Annotated in this window: 19 protein-coding genes and 1 tRNA gene; 7 read left to right on the top strand and 13 right to left on the bottom strand. The window is 67.9% G+C overall.

Translation table 11 applies throughout. The annotated features are described in order from the left end of the window. Nucleotides 1-15 precede the first annotated feature (15 nt). The 3 genes from ACOJTB_RS00890 to ACOJTB_RS00880 all read right to left on the bottom strand — a co-directional run bounded on the left by ACOJTB_RS00890 (nucleotide 16) and on the right by ACOJTB_RS00880 (nucleotide 1,085). The gene (locus tag ACOJTB_RS00890; protein WP_420100626.1) at nucleotides 16-261 is read right to left on the bottom strand and encodes a hypothetical protein; all 246 of its coding nucleotides are present in this window, start codon (nucleotides 259-261) and stop codon (nucleotides 16-18) included. Between the two features lie 107 nt (nucleotides 262-368). Continuing rightward, nucleotides 369-454, bottom strand: a tRNA-Leu gene (locus ACOJTB_RS00885). A gap of 43 nt (nucleotides 455-497) precedes the next feature. Beyond that, the gene (locus ACOJTB_RS00880) at nucleotides 498-1,085 is read right to left on the bottom strand and encodes a DUF938 domain-containing protein (protein ID WP_420100625.1); all 588 of its coding nucleotides are present in this window, start codon (nucleotides 1,083-1,085) and stop codon (nucleotides 498-500) included. Nucleotides 1,086-1,280: 195 nt separating this feature from the next. Here ACOJTB_RS00880 and ACOJTB_RS00875 point away from each other — a divergent pair, with 195 nt between their 5' ends. Both ACOJTB_RS00875 and chrA read left to right on the top strand, forming a co-directional pair. Next, nucleotides 1,281-2,546 carry a hemolysin family protein gene (locus ACOJTB_RS00875; protein WP_420100695.1) on the top strand — a complete coding sequence of 422 codons (1,266 nt, stop codon included), beginning with the start codon at nucleotides 1,281-1,283 and terminating at the stop codon, nucleotides 2,544-2,546. Continuing rightward, a complete protein-coding gene (gene chrA, locus ACOJTB_RS00870) occupies nucleotides 2,546-3,934 on the top strand; it encodes a chromate efflux transporter (protein WP_420100624.1) in 1,389 nt (462 codons plus the stop codon). Before ACOJTB_RS00875 ends, chrA begins: the two co-directional genes overlap by 1 nt. 3 nt (nucleotides 3,935-3,937) lie before the next feature. On the opposite strand, the gene ACOJTB_RS00865 is transcribed toward chrA, so the two are convergent. The 4 genes from ACOJTB_RS00865 to ACOJTB_RS00850 form a co-directional block, all read right to left on the bottom strand. Next, entirely contained in the window at nucleotides 3,938-4,258 is a 321-nt protein-coding gene (locus ACOJTB_RS00865) for a hypothetical protein (RefSeq protein WP_420100623.1), read from the bottom strand. A gap of 57 nt (nucleotides 4,259-4,315) precedes the next feature. Next, nucleotides 4,316-5,491 carry an FAD-dependent oxidoreductase gene (locus ACOJTB_RS00860; RefSeq protein ID WP_420100622.1) on the bottom strand — a complete coding sequence of 392 codons (1,176 nt, stop codon included), beginning with the start codon at nucleotides 5,489-5,491 and terminating at the stop codon, nucleotides 4,316-4,318. A gap of 98 nt (nucleotides 5,492-5,589) precedes the next feature. Then, entirely contained in the window at nucleotides 5,590-5,841 is a 252-nt protein-coding gene (locus tag ACOJTB_RS00855; protein ID WP_420100621.1) for a zinc-finger domain-containing protein, read from the bottom strand. Between the two features lie 67 nt (nucleotides 5,842-5,908). After that, on the bottom strand, nucleotides 5,909-6,898 hold the full coding sequence (locus ACOJTB_RS00850; RefSeq protein ID WP_420100620.1) for a heparan-alpha-glucosaminide N-acetyltransferase: 990 nt from the start codon (nucleotides 6,896-6,898) through the stop codon (nucleotides 5,909-5,911). Nucleotides 6,899-7,008: 110 nt separating this feature from the next. Here ACOJTB_RS00850 and ACOJTB_RS00845 point away from each other — a divergent pair, with 110 nt between their 5' ends. Further along, entirely contained in the window at nucleotides 7,009-7,776 is a 768-nt protein-coding gene (locus ACOJTB_RS00845) for an alpha/beta fold hydrolase (protein ID WP_420100619.1), read from the top strand. A gap of 186 nt (nucleotides 7,777-7,962) precedes the next feature. Continuing rightward, nucleotides 7,963-8,811 (top strand): serine O-acetyltransferase, encoded by an 849-nt coding sequence (gene cysE / locus ACOJTB_RS00840; RefSeq protein WP_420100618.1) that lies wholly within the window; start codon nucleotides 7,963-7,965, stop codon nucleotides 8,809-8,811. A gap of 90 nt (nucleotides 8,812-8,901) precedes the next feature. On the opposite strand, the gene prmB is transcribed toward cysE, so the two are convergent. The 3 genes from prmB to ACOJTB_RS00825 all read right to left on the bottom strand — a co-directional run bounded on the left by prmB (nucleotide 8,902) and on the right by ACOJTB_RS00825 (nucleotide 11,758). Further along, on the bottom strand, nucleotides 8,902-9,804 hold the full coding sequence (gene prmB, locus ACOJTB_RS00835) for a 50S ribosomal protein L3 N(5)-glutamine methyltransferase (protein WP_420100616.1): 903 nt from the start codon (nucleotides 9,802-9,804) through the stop codon (nucleotides 8,902-8,904). A 101-nt stretch (nucleotides 9,805-9,905) separates the two neighbouring features. Further along, complete coding sequence (locus tag ACOJTB_RS00830) at nucleotides 9,906-10,319, bottom strand: GFA family protein (protein WP_420100615.1); 414 nt, start codon at nucleotides 10,317-10,319, stop codon at nucleotides 9,906-9,908. Nucleotides 10,320-10,378: 59 nt separating this feature from the next. After that, complete coding sequence (locus ACOJTB_RS00825; protein WP_420100614.1) at nucleotides 10,379-11,758, bottom strand: serine hydrolase domain-containing protein; 1,380 nt, start codon at nucleotides 11,756-11,758, stop codon at nucleotides 10,379-10,381. A 152-nt stretch (nucleotides 11,759-11,910) separates the two neighbouring features. On the opposite strand from ACOJTB_RS00825, the gene ACOJTB_RS00820 reads away from it, so the two are divergent. After that, nucleotides 11,911-12,123, top strand: coding sequence for a DUF3126 family protein (locus ACOJTB_RS00820; RefSeq protein WP_420100613.1), 213 nt, complete (start codon nucleotides 11,911-11,913; stop codon nucleotides 12,121-12,123). Between the two features lie 102 nt (nucleotides 12,124-12,225). Here the strand turns inward: ACOJTB_RS00820 and ACOJTB_RS00815 are convergent, their stop codons facing one another. Both ACOJTB_RS00815 and ACOJTB_RS00810 read right to left on the bottom strand, forming a co-directional pair. Next, nucleotides 12,226-12,975, bottom strand: coding sequence for a hypothetical protein (locus ACOJTB_RS00815; RefSeq protein ID WP_420100612.1), 750 nt, complete (start codon nucleotides 12,973-12,975; stop codon nucleotides 12,226-12,228). Nucleotides 12,976-13,057: 82 nt separating this feature from the next. Next, a complete protein-coding gene (locus ACOJTB_RS00810; protein ID WP_420100611.1) occupies nucleotides 13,058-14,371 on the bottom strand; it encodes a GGDEF domain-containing protein in 1,314 nt (437 codons plus the stop codon). Nucleotides 14,372-14,615: 244 nt separating this feature from the next. Here ACOJTB_RS00810 and ACOJTB_RS00805 point away from each other — a divergent pair, with 244 nt between their 5' ends. Together ACOJTB_RS00805 and ACOJTB_RS00800 are read left to right on the top strand one after the other, a co-directional pair. Next, entirely contained in the window at nucleotides 14,616-14,942 is a 327-nt protein-coding gene (locus ACOJTB_RS00805; RefSeq protein ID WP_420100610.1) for a DUF6949 family protein, read from the top strand. A gap of 78 nt (nucleotides 14,943-15,020) precedes the next feature. Then, nucleotides 15,021-15,551 (top strand): gamma carbonic anhydrase family protein, encoded by a 531-nt coding sequence (locus ACOJTB_RS00800; RefSeq protein WP_420100609.1) that lies wholly within the window; start codon nucleotides 15,021-15,023, stop codon nucleotides 15,549-15,551. A 152-nt stretch (nucleotides 15,552-15,703) separates the two neighbouring features. On the opposite strand, the gene ACOJTB_RS00795 is transcribed toward ACOJTB_RS00800, so the two are convergent. After that, nucleotides 15,704-16,351, bottom strand: a complete 648-nt coding sequence (locus ACOJTB_RS00795) for a transglutaminase-like cysteine peptidase (RefSeq protein WP_420100608.1) — start codon at nucleotides 16,349-16,351, stop codon at nucleotides 15,704-15,706. Nucleotides 16,352-16,940: the final 589 nt, after the last annotated feature.

The raw sequence follows: 16,940 nt of genomic DNA, 5'->3' as shown, positions 1-16,940 counted from the left end.
ACGGCATCCGGGGCCTCAACCCTTGGCGACGGCCCTCGCGTTCCGGGATGCGCCACTGCGGGCGCTGGACGCCTTGCCACGCTTCGACCCGGTGGCGAGCTTGTAGGCGCCATAGCCGGCGGCGCCGAGCAGCAGGGCCGGGAAGGGCAGCCTTGCGATCATCACGGTGAGCGGCACGGACAGGGCCGTCGGGATCGAGCCCTTCTCGACCGCGCGCGCAACGGCGATGCCTGCCAGGCTCGTCAGGGATGAACGGATCACGGGGGCCTCCTTCGGGCGTTTTTCGCGAATGCGATGCTTCGCGACATGAACGCCGAAGGGGCAGCTGCGTTCCCGCATCCTGCCGCTCGCTCGATCTCAACCGAGCTTGGTGCGGACGGCGGGGATCGAACCCGCACGGCCAGAGGCCGAGAGATTTTAAGTCTCTTGCGTCTACCAGTTTCGCCACGTCCGCATCTTTCGAGCGGTAAAGGCCGGGCGGCGGGGATGCAAGGGGCTCAGGCCTTGCGGAAAATGACGCTGAGATTATCGGCGGGCATCTCGACGATCTCGGGCGACCCAAAACCGTGAGCCTCGGCCAAGATAGCGACCGCGTCGAGATCACGCAGCCCCCAGCGCGGATCGCGCGAGCGCAGGCTGTCGTCGAAGGCCTGATTGCCGGGCTCGAGCGGGCGCCCGGGGCGGCGGAACGGGCCGTATAGATAGAGCGGCGCGCCGGGCGGAAGCAGCCGGCCGGCATGGCGGAACAGACCCTCGGCGGCATTCCACGGCGCGATATGGATCATGTTGATGCAGAGGATCGCTGCGGGGGCCAGAGGCGGCCAGTCCTGCGCCGTCACGTCTTGCAGCAGCGGGGGCAGCGGCCTGTCGCCCGGCGCCTGCACGCTCCAGGCGGCGATGCTGGCGCAGGCCTCCGGGCTCGGATCGCTCGGCTGGAAGACGAGGTTGGGGAAGGCCTGGGCGAAATGCAGGGCGTGTTCGCCCGAGCCGCTGGCGATCTCCAGCACGAGCCCGGATTGCGGCAGCACGTTCCGCAAGACGGCGAGGATCGGGTCCCGGTTGCGCGCGGCGGCAGGGGCGCGCAACCGGGGATCCGGCCCGGCCTGTCCTTGCTCCGAAGGCACCCAGAAGGACGAAGTCGGGCCCAAAACCGCACACCCATCAAGAATCACGCGCCGACCCCATCGCGTCGGGGCGGCGATACGGTATAAGGGGCACGGAAGCGGACGGCCAGATGTCGCAGTCTCGCAGCTCATAGGCTGGTTTTGTTAACCGAAATCCTGATCGTCGTGGCGCTGACCGTGATCAACGGTCTGCTCTCCATGTCGGAACTCGCGGTCGTCTCATCCAGGCCGGCGCGGCTCAAGGTTCTCAGCGATCAGGGCAATGGCGGTGCCAAAACAGCGCTGCGCCTGGCCGAAGATCCGGGACGCTTTCTCTCCACGGTCCAGATCGGCATCACGCTGGTCGGCGTGCTTTCCGGCGCGTTTTCCGGCGCCACACTCGGCGCGCGCCTGTCCGAATGGCTCTCCGGCCAAGGCCTCTCGCCTTCGATGTCCGACACGCTCGGCGTCGGCCTCGTTGTCGTCGGCATCACCTATCTGTCGCTGATCCTCGGCGAGCTGGTGCCCAAGCAGGTGGCCCTGCGCGATCCCGAAAAGGTCGCGGCCCGCGTCGCGCCCGCGATGCTGCTGATGTCCCGCATCGGCGCGCCGGTTGTCTTCCTGCTCGACATCTCCGGCAAGGCGGTGCTGCGGCTGCTGGGGCAAAAGGGGGAGTCCGAGGAAAAGGTGACCGAGGAGGAGGTCCGCACCATCATTGCCGAGGCCGAGACGGCCGGTGTGCTGGAGCGTGACGAGCGTGACATGATCTCGGGCGTGATGCGGCTCGCCGATCGTTCCGCACGAGCGCTGATGACCCCGCGCCGCGAGGTCGATACCATCGACCTCTCGGATGATCTGGAAGATATCCGCGCCCAGCTGCGCGAGACCCGCCGCTCGCGCCTGCCGGTGCAGGATGGCGAGTCGGACGCGATCATCGGCGTGCTCATCGTCAAGGAGCTGCTCGATTTCCTGGCGGGACAGGGCGACATCGCCACGCTTCGCGGCCATGTCCATGAGACGCCGATCGTGATGGACACGGCGAGCTCGCTCGTGGTGCTGCGTGAGATCCGCGCCAGCCGGGTGCATATGGCGCTGGTCTTCGACGAGTACGGGCATTTCGAGGGCATCATCACGCCCGGCGACGTTCTGGAGGCGATCACGGGCGCCTTCCAGGAGGAGGAGGAGAGCGAGCCGGCCGTCGTGGTGCGGCAGGACGGCTCCTATCTCGTCGCGGGCTGGATGCAGGTGGACGAATTCTCGCATGAATTCGGGATTCATGTGCCGCGCGACGCCGACTTCCAGACGGTCGCCGGCTTCATCCTCGCCGAGATGAACCATCTGCCCAATGTCGGCGAGACCTTCGAGAAGGACCATTGGCGCTTCGAGGTCGTCGATCTCGACGGGCGCCGGATCGACAAGATCCTGCTCAGCCGGATCGACTGATGTCCGCCAGACCCGAGCCAGCCGCCGACAACCCCGTCGTTCTTCCGACGCTGGGGGAGGCGGTGCGGGTCTGGGCGCGCATCGGCCTGTTGTCCTTCGGCGGGCCCGCCGGCCAGATCGCCCTGATGCACAAGGAGCTGGTCGAGCAGCGCCGCTGGATCGGGGAGGAGCGGTTTCTCCATGCCCTGAATTACTGCATGCTCCTGCCGGGGCCGGAGGCGCAGCAGCTCGCCACCTATATCGGCTGGCTGATGCATCGCACGGTCGGCGGGCTGATCGCCGGGCTGCTGTTCATTCTGCCCGGCGCGCTGGTGATGCTGGGGCTGAGCGCCCTCTATGTCGTCTGGCGGGAGGTGCCGCTGGTCGAGGGGCTGTTCTTCGGCATCAAGGCCGCGGTGCTGGCGATCGTCATCGAGGCGGGGCTGAGGATCGGGCGGCGGGCGCTGCGCACCGGGGCGATGCGGGTGATCGCCCTGGGCGCCTTCCTCGCGCTCTTCCTGTTCAGGCTGCCGTTTCCGGCGGTGGTGCTGGGTGCCGGCCTGATCGGCTGGCTCGGACACCGGCTGGCTCCTGCGCTCTTCGTGAAAGCCGGCCAGCATGGCGCTTCCGGCCCCCCGGTCGAAGGCCTGGTCGACCGGCTGTTGTCGTCAGGGCAGCTGAGCCATACCCGCCCCTCTCCCGTACGCGCGGTCGCGGTGCTCTGCATCTGGCTGCCGCTATGGCTGGCGCCTGTTGCCGTTCTCGCGCTGGCCACCGGGACGGGCAGCGTCTGGATGCAGATCGGCGGCTTCTTCAGCGCCATGGCGGTGGTCACCTTCGGCGGAGCCTATGCGGTGCTAAGCTATGTCGCGCAGGCGGCGGTCGAGACCTATGGCTGGCTGGCGCCGGGCGAGATGCTGGACGGGCTGGGCCTCGCCGAGACGACGCCGGGGCCGCTGGTGCTGGTCCTGCAGTTCGTCGGCTTCCTCGCCGCCTTCCGCCATCCCGGCGCCTTGCCGCCTTTGGTGGCGGGCGGCCTGGGAGCGCTGCTGACGGTCTGGGCGACCTTCGCGCCCTGCTTCCTGTGGATCTTCCTCGGCGCGCCCTTCATCGAATCCCTGCGCAGGAATGCGGATCTCTCTGCCGCGCTCGGCGCGATCACGGCCGCCGTGGTGGGGGTGATCGCGCATCTCGCCTTGTGGTTCGGGCTGCATGTACTGTTCGGGGAGGTGAGGGCGGTGCCGGTGGTGGGGCTCAGCCTCGATCTGCCGGTGCTGTCGTCAGTGGATTGGCGTGCGGCGGCGCTGGCCAGCCTCGCCCTGCTGGCGACGCAGCGCTTCAAAATGGGCGTGCTGCCACTGCTGGCGATCTGCGCGCCGCTCGGAGCCTTGCTGAAGACCTTCGCCTGACGATCAGCGGCGCGGCGGCTCGCCGGGCTCGACGATGCGGTACTCGGCGTCGATGATCTCGATCCGCTCCTGCCCACGCGGCCGGCCCCCAAAGGGATCGGCGCGGCGGTCGAAGCCGGCGGCCTTGAGCCTGGCCTTCAGCCGCCAGACGGCGATCGCGCCCGCCACGGCCACGACCGGAATCAGGATCAGCGCGAGGCTGGCTGCGACGAGGAACAGCGTGATCCCGATGGCGAAGCTCGCCCCCATGGCCAGCCATGCCGCCCAGCGGGGCATCCGGGCAGCGCGGCCATTGAGCTGATCATGAAGATTGACGCGGATCATGTCCTTCCATCCCTTCCCTCGTGCCAGAGATAGGGATGAATTGCGGCGATGGCGAGATCAGCCGGCGTCGCGCCAGTCATAGAGCCAACGATAGCGCTCGCGCATGCCCCGTGCGCCCAGGCGGCGCAAAACGAGGTCACGGCCCAGGCTGAGCGGCATGCCGAGATGGTAGGTGCGACCGTTGCGGCGGCTTTCATCCTGCACGCGAGCGGCGCGGGCGGCGCGGGCCTCGGCGAAGGCGGCGAGCGCCATCGGCACTCCGGCGTTTCCGGCGCTGCCGAGCGCCGCGGCGAGATGCCGCGCCAGCACCGCCGCATCCTCGATCGCCAGCGAGGCGCCCTGCGCCAGAAAGGGCAGCACGGGATGGGCGGCGTCTCCGATGAGGGCGACGCGGCCCTGCGCCATGGCGGCCGGGGACCGGTCGAACAGGGACCAGACCAGCCAGGACGGCGCGGAGGCCGCGAGCGCGCGCAACGCCGGCGAGGCCTTGGCGACATGCTCGCGCAGGATTGCCGGATCGCCCTCGCGGGACCAGCCCTCGCGGGCTTCCTGCGCTTGCCGGATAATCACCAGGTTGATCTCGCGGCCCGCGGCCACGGGGTAATGCACGGCATGGCGCCCGCTGCCGAGATGCAGCGTCACGCCCGGCGCCTCCTTGCCCGTCGCGGGCAGTACGGTGCGCCATGCCTCGTAGCCGGTAAAGCTCGGGGGATGCTCATCTCCCAGAACCTCGCGGATGCGGGAGCGCCCGCCATCGGCGCCGATCAGGGCGATCCCGCTCAGGGTCTCGCCGCTGCGCCCGTCGAGCGTGACGGTGACGCCCTGCTCGTCCTGCACCGTCTCCTGCACGCCGCGCCCGACCAGCAGGCGGATATTGGGCATGGAGCGTACGGCGTCGAGCAGCACGGTGTGAAGATCGTTGCGCTTCAGCAGGCGATAGGGCGGCTGGCCGGGCTCGGGCTCGACCGGCATGGCGACGATCTCGCCGCCGCTGCCCCATCGGCGGATGGTCAAGGCACGCGACGAGACCGCGACCCGCTTGAGCGGCAAGGTGAGGTCGAGATCGTCGAGGATGCGGCCGGAATTGGGTGCGATCTGCAGGCCGGCGCCGAGCTCGCCGAAGCCGGTCCGCTTTTCCACCACAGTGACGGCGATGCCCCTGCGGGCAAGGCACAGGGCGGCGGTCAGCCCGGCGATGCCGGCCCCGGCGATGACGCAATGAGGAGCGGACAAGGCGACACGTCTTTCCTAAGGCAGCCGCGCGGACGCGGCCGAAAAGGCCAGCGCGAGTGCCCCTCAGAGCCCGCGCGATCGGAAGCGGCGAGGCGGGATCAGGCCGCCTTCGGCGTATCGTGCCAGGCGCAGCCGGCAGGCTCGGTGTCGCCGGCTTTCAGCGCGGGATCATATTTGTACAGCGTCGAGCAATAGGGGCAGACGATCTCGCTGTCCGCGCCCATGTCGAGGAAGACATGCGGATGGTCGAAGGGCGGCTTGGCCCCGATGCACATGAACTCGCGCGCGCCGATATGAATCGTCGAGACGCCGGAGTCGTTGTGGAAATGGGGGGTGCCGTGCTCGGCCATGATCGTCGCTCTTCAGGCTGAATGGTCGGCGCAACCTAGCCTGTCGCGTTGCGGGATGCCAGTGCCATCAGGGGCCGCGCAGGCAGGCCTGGGCGAGGCGGCTCATACGGGTGGTCTCATCCGCCGAGAGTTCGCTGCCAATCGCCTTCTGCCACAGATTCTCGCGCTTCAGCCCCTCGATCGTGCAGCCGCAGGCTTCGCGGCACAGCGTGGCGTCGCCGTTCGCGCGGACGCAACTGGCCTGGCAATCGGAAAGGAAGCGGCTCTCCTCGCGGGGCTGGGCCGGCATGATCTGCGCCGCCAGCATGATCAGCCCGATGAAGACGGGCTGATGCACCAGATAGACCAGAAGACTGTGGCGCCCGCCCCAGGCGACGATGCGGGCCGCCAGCGTGCGCGGGCGCCAGGCGGCGAGCGGGCCGTCCGCGAGGCGCGGCAAAGCGAGCTTTGCCAAGGCGATTCCGCTCAGAACGCAGCCGAACCAGGGGAAGACCGGCACGAAATCCGCCGTCTGCAAGGGCAGGCGCGAGAAGCCGAGCCAGACTGCCCAGGGCTGGTCCAGCAGCGGGCTCGCCACCCAGAAGGGCAGGGCGAAGGCGATCGCGGCGGCGACGATCACGCCCGCCAGCGGCAGGCGCAGAAAGGGCAGGGCGAGCACGCTCGCGACGGCGACGTGATGGAGAATGCCGAAGAAGATGAAATTCGCCGGCATCGCGAAGACCGTTCCGATCGTAACCAGCAAGGCCGCCGCCGAGACCATGGCCAGCCGCCGCAGGAACGCGGTTCGGTTCAGGCCCCGGCGTGTCGCCAGCACGAGGCTGACGCCGACCAGAACGAGGAAGGAGCCGGCGATGCAGCGGGCGAACCAGCGCCAGCCGGGCTCGAAGGCGACATCGGTCTCGATCAGGCCGGCATTCGAGAGATCATAGGCGAAATGGAACACGAACATCGCGAGCAGGGCGATGCCACGGGCGAGATCCACGAGGGCGAAACGGCCGCCGGACGCCGGCTTTACGGCGGGCGCGGTCTCGATCGGCGGTGCGGCGGGCTCGGTCATGCCTGTCGTTCCCATGGCGCCCGCTCATAAGCAAGCGTTGCCGGCGCGGCTGTTCAAACCGGGCCTGCCATGGCAGGGACGAAGCCGAACAATCCAGCCGGGCCCGACCGATGCAGAGCTTTTCCTCCGATGGCGTCTCGATCGCCTATGTCGATCTCGCACCCACGGCCGAGATGCCGCTGAACGAGACGATCATGCTCGTGCATGGCTTCGCCTCGAACCACGCGGTCAACTGGGTCAACACCCAGTGGACGAAGACGCTGACCCATGCCGGCTATCGTGTGGTCGCGCTCGACAATCGCGGCCATGGCAAGAGCGAGAAGCTCTACGAGCCCGCCGCCTATTCCTCCGAGCTGATGGCCGAGGATGTGCGCCGGCTGATGGACCATCTCGACATCCCGCGTGCGGCGGTGATGGGCTATTCGATGGGCGCGCGGATCAGCGCCCATCTGGCGCTGGCGCATCCGCGCCGGCTGAACGCGCTGCTGCTGGGCGGGCTCGGCATCCATCTCGTCGAGGGCGTCGGCCTCCCGCTCGGCATCGCCGATGCGATGGAGGCGCCCTCGCTCGACACGCTCAGCGACCCGATGCAGCGGATGTTCCGCGCCTTCGCCGAGCAGACGGGCAGCGACCTTGCGGCGCTCGCAGCGTGCATCCGAGGCTCGCGCCAGACGCTGAGCGCTGAGCAGGTGGGGCGGATCGCGGTGCCGACCCTGGTCAGCGTCGGCACCACGGATGCGGTCTCCGGCTCCGGCCCTGCGCTGGCGAAACTCATCCCCGGCGCGCAATCCTTCGCCATCGAAGGGCGCGACCACAATCTCGCGGTCGGCGACAAGACGCATAAGCAGGCTGTCGTGGCGTTCCTCGCCGGGTTGTGATCGCGGATCCGACCCGGTTGAAGCCGGAGAAAATCTTTCTTTTCTCGTGAGTTGCCGCGACAGGCTTTGACTTTGATTCAGCTGATCTCATATCGGTGAGGCGCGGCGGCGCATCCGGGGCGAGGCATATCCTCGCAGGATGTGCTAGAGGCTCCTTCCGCCGCGGGCCCGTATCGGAGATCAACCATGCCAGCCGCACGCTCCGTCGCAGAACGCCGTGACCCCGTGACGGGCCTCGACCGGGTCGATCCGATCTGGTCACGGCTGAGGGCCGAGGCGGAGGCCGCGGTCGCCGCAGAGCCGGCGCTCGGCACGCTGATCATGGCCTCGGTGCTGAACCAGCCCAGCTTCGAGGCCGCGGTGGCGCATCGGGTGGCGACGCGGCTCGGGCATGCCGCCGTCCCCACCGACCTGATCGAGCAGGCTTTCACCGAGGCCCTCGCCGGGGATGCGGACATCGGCGCCGGCATGCGCGCCGATGTCCTTGCGGTGCTGGACCGCGACCCGGCCTGCTACCGCGTGCTGGAGCCGGTGCTGTTCTTCAAGGGCTTCCACGCGCTGCAATGCCACCGGCTGACGCATTGGCTCTGGCGCCAGGATCGGCGCGACTTCGCGCTCTATCTGCAGGGGCGCTCCTCGGAGATCTTCCAGACCGACATCAACCCGGCCGCGACCATCGGCAAGGGCGTCTTCCTCGACCATGCGACCGGGCTCGTCGTCGGCGAAACGGCGGTGATCGAGGATGACGTGTCGATGCTGCATGGCGTCACCCTGGGGGGCACCGGCAAGCAGGGCGGCGACCGCCATCCGAAGATTCGCAAGGGTGTGCTCATCGGTGCCGGCGCCAAGATCCTCGGCAATATCGAGGTGGGTCAATGCAGCCGCGTGGCGGCGGGCTCTGTCGTGCTCCAGGCCGTGCCGCGCAACAAGACCGTCGCCGGCGTGCCCGCCAAGGTGGTCGGCGAGGCCGGCTGTGCCGAACCCTCGCGCTCCATGGATCAGATCCTCGAAGGCGATTGCGGGGCGTTCATCTGAGCGGAGCTTAGGGCCTCGGCCGGATCGCGCCGCGCCCGGATCGTCTCTCGGTCACGGGTGCTCGTGGCGAAAGCGCCCAGCAGCCGCGGTTCAGCGCGCCAGATCCTCGGCCGCGATCCAGAACACCTCGCCCTGGCTCTCCTCGGTATCGAGCCAGGTGAAGGGCAGATCGTATTCCGCTTCCAGCGCCTCGCGCCCGGTGCCGACCTCGCAGAGCAGTGCGCCGCCGGGGGTAAGATGGGCGCGAGCCCCGTCGAGGATGCGACGCACCAGATCCAGGCCATCCGGCCCCGCGACATGCGCCATCACCGGCTCGGCGGCATATTCGGGCGGGAAGGCGGCGACCTCGCCCTCGGTGACATAAGGCGGGTTGGCAATGATGAGGTCGTAGCGGCGCCCCGCCACGGGCGCGAAGAGATCGCCCTGGTGAAGCTTTATCCGCTCCTGCATCGCGTAGTCGGCGACGTTCAGCCGCGCGACCTCGAGCGCATCCGCCGACAGATCGACCGCGTCGATCTTCGCCTGCGGGAAGCGGCCGGCGGCGATGATGGCGAGGCAGCCCGAGCCGGTGCAGAGTTCGAGCACACTGCCGAGGGCCTCCGGCTCGGGCACGAGGCCGAGCCCTTCGGCCTCCAGCGTGCCGTTCATGAGCAATTCGCCGAGATAGGAGCGGGGCACGATGACCCGCTCGTCGACCCGAAAGCCGAGGCCCTGGATATAGGCGCGGCCGACGAGATAGGCCGAAGGCTTGCGGGTGGTGACGCGCGCCTCGATCAGCTCGAGGGCATGCCGGCGTTCGGAATGGGTCAGCCGGGCGTCCAGCCAGGGGTTGATGTCGTCCACCGGGAGTTTCAGCGCCTCCAGCAGCAGGAAGGCCGCATCGTCGAGCGCATTGGTGGTGCCGTGGCCGAAGCTCAGCCCCTTGCGGTTGAACTGCGAGACGGAGAAGCGCAGCAGATCGCGTATGGTGGTGAGATCGTCGAGGGCGGACATGGCGTGCCTCGCGGGCGAGAGGTGACCTTCGTGGATCTTAGGCCACGAGGACCTAAAAGTCGCATTCACTCTTCGGAAGAATTCTACGATTCGGCAATATCTTAGGGGGTCTCGACAGCTGGCCCGCCCTCGCTGCGGGCGGTGCCTTCGCGGTCGCGCTCGTAATGCCGCGCGAGCGGGAAGGGTGGCAGCCACGATTCCCGGCGGATCGTCCAGAGCTCATAGGTCGGCGTGAAGCGATCTGTCTCGTCGAAGGCGCCGAGATTGAGCTCGGTCTCGTCGCCGCTGCGCGCGAAGAGCTGCGAGCCGCAGCGCGGGCAGAAATGGCGACCTTCATACGCCTTCGTCTCGCCCTCGATCCTCACGGCCTGTTCCGGAAAGATCGCCGAAGCCTGAAACAGCGTGCCGTGCTGCTTGCGGCAATCCATGCAGTGACAGATGCCGACGCGATAGGACTCGCCTTCGGCCTCGAAGCGCACCGCGCCGCAGCGGCAGCCCCCGCTCATGCCCGCCATGATGGTTCTCCCTTGCGGCTGTGCCCTGTCGCACCAACCCGTGCCGGGGGCGATCGGTTTCAGCCGGCGGGGCCGTTCCCGTAGCGTGCCCGCATCTCGGCGCCGATCGCTTCCTCTTCATCGAGGCGGCCTCCACCGACCTTGACGGACCTCACTGCGCCCGCCGCGTCGCGCACGAGGCTCGCGGCCTCGCCAGGGCTCGAAAAGCCCGAGGCACGGGTGACCCGGCCGGTGTCCGCGCTGTCCAGCGTGATTTCCACGGCATCGAGAAAGGGCGTGAACAAGGCCGGGTTGGCGATCAGGATGCGGTCCGCGACTGGTACGACATCCTGCGCGCCCCAGAGCGACCAGCCGCGACGGCGCCAGCCGGCGCTGGAGGCGGGCGGGGCGCCACGCTCGGCGAAGGTCCTGAGGATATGGGCGATGCCGTCGAGCCAGGGATGGGCGAGGCCGTCGATCGCGTTGGTCAGCACGCTGACGGTCAGGTTCTGCTTCGGGAACACGGCGGTGCGGGTGATGAAGCCCTGGAAACCACCGGAATGGCCGAACCAGCGCCAGTCGCCCTCGCCGCCGGAGATGGTGCCGAGGCCGTAGTGACGCCCCAGTGCGGATTCCTCGTCCGCCCAGAGCCTGCGGCTCATCTCCCGCCGGCTGAGCGGAGAGAGAAACGAGGTTTCGGCCAGCGGCGAAAGCTGCGCGAAATAGCGGGCCGTGTCGGCTGCGGTCGAGACGAAGCCTGCCGCGGACGCCATGGCGTTGTTGGGATTGTCGGCCGGGATGACGACGCGCCGGCCCAGCGGCAGCTTGCCGCTATGACCCTTGGCGCGGGGCCTGCCGGCCCAGAACCCGATATCCGGCGCGGTCTCACCGAGGCCCGCCGGGGCGACGACCTCCTGCGCGATCCATTCGGCATAGGGACGCTGGGTCGCCGCCTCGATCACGAGGCCGAGCAAGGCGAAGCCGTGATTGGAGTATTTGAAGCGCTGCGAGGCCGGAAACACCGGCGGCTCGGCCAGATCGCGCAGCAGCTCGGCCTTGTCGCAATAAGGTTTGCGATCGAGGAACTGGCCGGCATCGGGCCCGTCGCGGGTGAGGCCGGCACTGTTGGAGAGAACCTGCCCGATCGTCACGGCCGCTATGTCGGCGTGCAGGCCCTCGACATGGTTGCCGACGGGATCGTCCAGCCGCAGCCTGCCGGTCTCGACCAGCCGCAGGATGCCGGCCGAGGTGAAGCTCTTGGAGTGGGAGGCGATGCGGAAGCCATGGCGCGGCGTCAGGGCCTCGCCGGTCGCCAGATCGGCGCTGCCGAAGGCGGCTTCCAGCTTGAGATCACGGCCCTGGAGGATCGCGACCGAGACTCCCGGCTGCTCGTGCAGGCGCTGCTGAAAGCCCAGCCAGTCTTCGACATAGGCGAGGGCGGGGGCGAGCCAGGCGGTCATGATTGCGCATCCGTTCGGGGCAGGGCGCTGTCATGCTAAGCGGCGGGAGCGAGGGCGCAAGCGACGCGCATGCAGGGCGGCCAAGCCCGCTTTCGCTTGCCCTGCCGGCCCTGCCGTGGCATCGCTCGCGCCAATTCGAAAGGATATGCATCGTGGACAAGACCGAACTCGCCAAGCTGCAGGACTATCTGCGCAAGACCTTCAACAACACCAACATCACCGTCCGGGCGCGGATGAAGAAGACCGATTCGGCCGAGGTCTATATGGGTGAAGAGTATATCGGCATCATCCATGTCGATGACGAGGACGGCGATCGGTCCTTCAATTTCACCATGGCGATCCTCGACGTCGATCTCGAGGGCTGAGCGGCGAGGCCGTCATGCTCGGGCTCACACCGGGCGTCTTTTGTGTTCGGCGCCGAACCGAACCAGCTTCCATGGCCTGCGCCCCGGTAAAGACGCTGTTTGCTAGCGGATCAGCCCGTCCAGCGTGCGGCGCACGCCGCCCAGCATCACGGCCCAATCGGCGATGATGGCCCTGGGGAAGCGGATGTTCACGTCCATGCCGCGATGCTGGAAGGTGACGCGGCAGGGCTCGTCGAGATTGCTGCCGGTATCGACGGGGCAGCGCGCCGCGAAACCTCGGCCGTCCGGCACCGAGACGTAGAATTCGTCACCCTCGAAGGGCGAACCCTTGCGAAAGCCGCGGACCACGAGGCCGCCGGGATTGGACCAGACGGTCGCCGTCAGGAAGCGGGCATAGGTGGCGAGCTGGCGCGCCGGCTCGTTGACCTTGTCCGGGGGGCTGAGCGTGATCAGCAGGCGGCGCTTGTCCTGCGGATGGGCCGGGCCGAGATCGGGCCATGCCAGCCGCAGCCGCGCCATCCCGACCAGCCTTTCGGCGCTATCGCCGTGGTCGGTCCCGGTCAGTTCCCTGGGAATCATCAGCGAGACCTCGCCGACACGGGCGGGCTGGAGAGTCGATGCCGTCTCCGCCCTGCGATGGGTGAGCCAGACCGCGAGCATCGTCGCCAGGGCGCCCACGATGAGGATGCCCGTCGCCGCCTTGAACAGCGCCAGATCGGCGCGCGGCAGGGGCGGGGCGGGACGCTGGAGGCGGGTCCTCACCATGGCGGCCAGGGCGGCGGCCTGGTGTCCGGGCTGATGGTGGGAATAGGACGCGGTCATGTCGGACGGGTTCTCGTTGCGCACGGCCATTGAATCACCGGGCGCTTAACGGCCCGTAAACCATGATCGCCCTGTCCGGCTTTCGGCCGGCTGGCCAGCCCTCGCGCCAGGCTCAGCGGAAGGCCGGGTCCATCGGCCAACGCCCGGTGTCGGCCGTCGCGGGGGCGGAACGGCCGGGTGGGTTGCCGACCACCTGGTCGCGTCCGCGCCGCTTGGCCTCGTAGAGATGGCGATCCGCATGGGCGGTCAGCGCGCGCAGCTCGGCTCCGTTTTCGGGATAGCTCGCAAGCCCGATGCTGATGGTCGGCGCCGCCTCGATCTGTGCCGCGAGCCTGTCGCCGACAGTCATGCGCAGGCGCTCGGCATAAGCGAGGGCGGCGTCATGAGACATGTTTTCCAAGAGGATCACGAACTCCTCGCCACCATAGCGGAAGAGCCGGTCCTCGGCGCGAATCTCCGCCTGGAGGCAGGCGACGATCCGGGTGAGCACCTCGTCGCCGGCGACATGGCCATAGCGGTCGTTGATGCTCTTGAAGTGATCGACATCGACCATGGCGAGCGTCAGCGGCCGGCGCGCCGCCGCCGCCCGCTCCAGCATGGCATGCCCGACCGTGTCGAAACGCTCCCGCGTCAGGGCGCCTGTCAGAGGATCGCGCCCGCTCTTGCCGAGCAACTCCTCGTATTTGCGGCGATAGGTCAGCGTGTGGAAGATGTCCGCCAGCGAGGGCGGCGCGATGTCGCCGTCGATCGCGCGCCGCTCGAACAGCGCGATATAGAGCGTCAGCAGTCCGCTATAGACCAGCGCGGCACCCATCTTCGCGATCCAGCCGCCGGTCAACGCGTCCCACGGCGTGCCGGAGACGTAGTGCAGGCCGATGAAGAAGCCGACCTGGTCGAAGCTGAGGATGACGGCGAGGCTGGCCCAGGCGCGCAGCATCACCATGCGCGGCAGCCAGCGGTGCAGCTTTTCGTAGAGCAGGATCAGCGCGATGGCGTCGATGAAGAGCAGCGACGTGCCCCAGATCATCAGGGCGCCCATCTGGTCGATCAGCACGAGATCGGGGTTGTAGCCCGGCAGCGAAACCGGCGCACCGTAGAGCCGCAGCATCATGACGAGGGCGACCATAAGGAAATTGCCGATAAGGAGTCCGTAGATCGGCTGGCGGACGGCCTCGGCATCCTCGCGGATGTAGAAGAGCAGGATCATCGCGAGCTTGCCGGAAAACAGCACGGTCGAACCGGGAGACAACAAACCGAACGGCAGCTGGATGAAGAACACCGCCGCGAGATAGGTCTCGAGGAAGTGCATCACGCCGAGCGCGCACAGAAACGGCCCGAGCCCGATGATGCGCCGCAGGCGCAGCAGCGCGGCCATGACCATGAAATAGATCAGCGCCTGACTAACGAGAAGCGTGATGCCGGACATGATCGGTCGGTTCGAGGCGTGGCCATTTGCGGGGGCGTCGTCGCCGCGGCGGCGCAGGTGCCCGAGGGCGCGGATAGTGCTCCCGGAAAAATGAACGAAGTCTGTCTCGCCGTCGCGACAAAGCGAGCTTTATTCCGCTGCAGCAGCAGCGTTAAGGATCTCCGTTTACCAGTCGTTAAGGCTTTTCTTCACCGCTCTCAAACCATGGGGCAGGGTGCGGACACTTTCCGCAGCGAGGCTGCCCATGACCGTTCAACCCGCCGCGCTCGAAGCCCTGAAGTCTCTGGCGGTGGGGTTTTCCTTCGCCGGGCTGCTGGCCAGTGCGTTCGAACTCTTCACCGCGCGGCGCGCCGGCTTCCAGCTGCTGCAGGGCGGTGGGCTCTCCGCCCTTGCGAGCGTGCCCGTCGTCATCTTCTGCGCGCCCTTCCTGATCCTGCGGAATACGGCGCGGGGCCGGCGCATCGAGAGGCGGCCCCTCGTCTTCGTGATGCTGGCCAGCCTGATCGCCGGGGTGTGGAGCATGGCGTCCGGCCGTTTGGTGCTCGACCTGCTCGCCGCCATGGTGACTTGACGGCCCGGGCAGGGGCCCTGCAATCCTGCCGCCTCACGGCCCCGAGAAAACAGGGCCGCCAGTGCAGGATCAGAGCCGATGCCGCTTTACGAACTCGACGGAACGGCGCCCGAGACGGCCGCCGAGGGCCAATGGTGGCTGGCGCCGGATGCACATGTCATCGGCCGCGTGCGGCTGTCCGAAGAGGTGGGCATCTGGTTCGGCGCGGTGCTGCGCGGCGACAATGAGTGGATCGAGATCGGTGCCGGCAGCAATATCCAGGAAGGCTGCGCGCTCCACACCGATATGGGCTTCCCGATGACGATCGGCGCGGGCTGCACCATCGGCCATCGCGCGATCCTGCATGGCTGCACGATTGCAGAGAACAGCCTGATCGGAATGGGCGCGACCGTGCTCAACGGCGCCAGGATCGGCCGCAACAGTCTCGTGGGCGCCAATGCGCTGGTGACCGAGGGCAAGGAGTTCCCGGACAACTCGCTGATCGTCGGGTCGCCGGCCCGCGCCATCCGCACGCTGGACGACAAAGCCGCGGACGGCATCGCGGCGTCGGCGAAGGCCTATGTCGCGCGCTGGAAGCTGTTCGCGCGGGGGCTACGCCGGCTCGGCTGAAAAGCGACGGGCCGGCCTTTCCTGATCGGAAGGGCCGGCCCGCGAACGAGGCCCGGTCTGGGACGGGTGGGTGGGGACGTGACCGGGCCTCGTCGTTCGAAGCGAGGCGTCAGGCGAGCGGCAGGCGCGCCCGTCTCACGCTGCCGAAGATCTCAGCGCTGGACCGAGGCGACCGTCGGCGATTGCTGGCCGCCCAGCGAGGTCCAGCCTGTCTGGTACTGTGACTCGCGCTTGACGTAGACATAGCCGGTCTGGCTCCAGGGCAGGATGGCGTTGCGCTTGTTGTCGAGGATGAAGTCGCCCTTGTCGGTGCGGATCATCAGCACCGCATGGCCGGCGTTCTCCTCATCGATAACGACCGTGACCAGCATCGCACGGCGCGGCAGGCCCGCCTCGGCGAGGCGCTTGCGCTTCAGCAGAACGTAATCCTCGCAGTCGCCCTTGCCGTCCGTCGGAATATCCCAGCGATCGACGACGCCCCAATGCTCTTCGTCGGTGACCGGCTCGATCTCGCGGTTCACCTTGGCATTGACGCCCAGAATCGTCTTCCAGCTCTTGGCGTTGAGCTCGATGCGCTCGGGCTCATGGGCGTCGAGCCGGCATTCGGACGGCATGCGCTTGCAGAAATCGACCCAGGCATAGGGTGCGCGCGCCTCGCCGGACGCGGCGGCCGGCGCACTGGCGACCGGAATGCCCGGCGAGGTCTGCGCCCGAGCCGGGCCTTTGGCGAAGGCGGTGAAGGCGATAGCGAGCGCGACCCCGGCGGCGATGCGGCGACGATCAAAACGAATGGCAGGCATGCGGTCCCCTTTCTGTCCCGGGGGAGACCATGCTGGCCGTCGATGGACTTGCCTTGAAATGAAAGCGTCAAATTGTTTGTATTGGCCGCGTAACAACTTCCGCCGCAGAACAGGATCAACTATGATCCAACCGCCGGGTAATCTTTCTCGACATCCGCGGAACACAAAATTAACGCTTAACGGTTCGTTTGCTCATCGAATTCGATAAACTTACTTGTTCGTTAGCGGCGGCGCGAGAGGGGCAGACGGGTTGTCCCGCGCAAAATGGGCAGCGGCCTCACCAGCCGGGCGCGGCTTCGGCGCGAGACTGTGTTAGGCCTCCAGGATGAGGCCGAACGCGGCGGATGGCCGCTTGACGCGGCGCCGGCCGAGATTTCAGGAAAGGGTCGGTGCCGAGCTGCGGATGGCTCGGTCAAAGGCCATCGTGATCGCGCCCGATCCGGTGCGTGGGGCTTTACAGCTCGAGATTCTCGTCGAGCAGATCCGCAGAGAGCGGGAAGCGGAATTCCAGGCCGAAGCCGCCATCGAAGGGGCGGACGATTCGGGCCGGCGTCGAGCCGATGCGCACGGCCGCGCCGATGGGCAGATC

It is taken from the genome of Allobosea sp., assembly GCF_048595345.1.
GTDB lineage: Bacteria > Pseudomonadota > Alphaproteobacteria > Rhizobiales > Beijerinckiaceae > Allobosea.
This window is presented reverse-complemented; position numbering and strand designations above follow the sequence as displayed.